The organism is Acidaminococcus sp. HCP3S3_G9_1, assembly GCF_052122455.1.
GTDB lineage: Bacteria > Bacillota > Negativicutes > Acidaminococcales > Acidaminococcaceae > Acidaminococcus.
In genome coordinates this window covers 1-1,725 of sequence record NZ_JBQKCH010000033.1, presented here as the reverse complement: position 1 = coordinate 1,725, position 1,725 = coordinate 1, and the positions used below count along the sequence as shown (strand labels likewise).

Here is a 1,725-nt window from a genome sequence, read left to right as displayed (position 1 = left end):
GGCTCTGTCACAACAAATGGTTGATTTTTGACGAGAAATAGCGTATAATAATAGTAAGAAACAGTACCACCGAAGGAGGTAATTGGATATGCCTACTATCAAAGACGCATTAGATATTATCGGTAAGTTGACTGTCGCAGAGCAGGAAAGCCTTAAAACAATGCTTTTAAGTCCTGCCTTTGTAAAGTCTTTGAATATTGAAGATTTCGTAGCAAAGGAACGCTTTGCAAATGGTCGTGTATGCCCTCTTTGTGGCTGTATCCATGTGGTTCGCAATGGTCATCGTAAAGATGGCACACAGCGATATGTATGTAAGGATTGTGGCAAGTCCTTCGTGATTGCTACGAACTCCATTGTGTCTGGTACAAGAAAAGACTTGTCCGTGTGGGAGCAGTACATTGATTGTATGATGAATGGCTTATCCATTCGTAAGACTGCTGTTGCTTGTGGGATTCACAGAAACACCGCATTCCTTTGGAGACACAAGATTTTGGATGCACTTCAGAATATGGCAGACGATGTTACCCTTGACGGCATTATTGAGGCTGACGAAACTTTTTTCGCCATCTCGTACAAGGGCAATCATAGCAAGAGTAAGACATTTGCTATGCCACGCAAGGCTCATAAGCGTGGTCATTCTACACATATCAGAGGCTTGTCCCAAGAAAAGGTATGTGTTCCTTGTGCGGTTAATAGGAATGGCTTGTCTATCTCCAAGATTACGAATACTGGTAGAGTTTCTACAAGAGATTTACATCATATTTATGATGGTAGGATTAAGACCAATTCCACTCTTGTTACGGACAAGATGAACTCCTATGTGAGATTTACAAATGCCAATGGCATTGACCTTGTGCAGTTAAAGACTGGCAAAGCCAAGAAAGGCATTTATAATATCCAACATATCAATAGCTACCATAGCCAGCTAAAGAGGTTTATGCGTGGCTTTAACGGTGTTTCTACCAAGTATCTGAACAACTATCTTGTGTGGAATAACCTTGTAAATTACGCCAAAGAAAGCGACATGGAGAAAAGGAACATCTTCTTAACTTTCGTTTTGGCAACATTGAAAACTGCTAAATGCAGAGATTTATCAAACAGACCAGCAGTTCCTCTGGTCGCCTAATTAGAATTTGTGGAGATGATAAGATGGTCAATATAACAGATGTAAAACAGATTCTTCAATTTGCAATAGATGCGGAGATTAAAGTCTTTCTTGATGGTGGCTGGGGTGTAGATGCTCTTCTTGGATATCAGTCAAGAGCCCATAATGATATTGACATTTTTGTAGAAAAGAACGATTATCAGAACTTTATAGAAATAATGAAAGCTAATGGCTTTTATGAGATTAAGATGGAATATACAACATTGAACCATACTGTATGGGAAGATTTGAAAAACAGAATTATTGATTTGCATTGTTTTGAATATACGGACGAAGGTGAAATTCTTTATGATGGGGATTGTTTTCCGGTAGAAACTTTTTCGGGTAAAGGAAGAATTGAGGAAATAGAGGTTTCCTGTATTGAACCATATAGTCAAGTAATGTTCCATCTGGGATACGAGTTTGATGAAAATGATGCACATGATGTGAAGTTATTGTGTGAGACACTTCATATCGAAATTCCAAATGAGTATAGATAACTGCAAATAACAGTTTGTAGGGGAGTTCTGATACTCCCCTATAAAAATGGCTATTTATCAACTGTTTGTTGTGACATAGCC

The 1,725-nt window shown here is 38.6% G+C and carries 2 protein-coding genes; both read left to right on the top strand.

Going from position 1 to position 1,725, the window contains the following annotated elements; all coding sequences use genetic code 11:
- Positions 1-88: 88 nt before the first annotated feature.
- On the top strand, positions 89-1,126 hold the full coding sequence (locus ACTQY1_RS11170) for an IS1595-like element ISSag10 family transposase (protein ID WP_002837184.1): 1,038 nt from the start codon (positions 89-91) through the stop codon (positions 1,124-1,126).
- A 23-nt stretch (positions 1,127-1,149) separates the two neighbouring features.
- Positions 1,150-1,644 (top strand): lincosamide nucleotidyltransferase Lnu(C), encoded by a 495-nt coding sequence (gene lnu(C), locus ACTQY1_RS11165; RefSeq protein WP_019543803.1) that lies wholly within the window; start codon positions 1,150-1,152, stop codon positions 1,642-1,644.
- The last annotated feature ends 81 nt before the right edge of the window (positions 1,645-1,725 follow it).

Excerpts from the sequence above, each read along its gene's own strand:
- ACTQY1_RS11170 (WP_002837184.1), top strand. The coding sequence starts at position 89 with ATGCCTACTATCAAAGACGCATTAGATATTATCGGTAAGTTGACTGTC.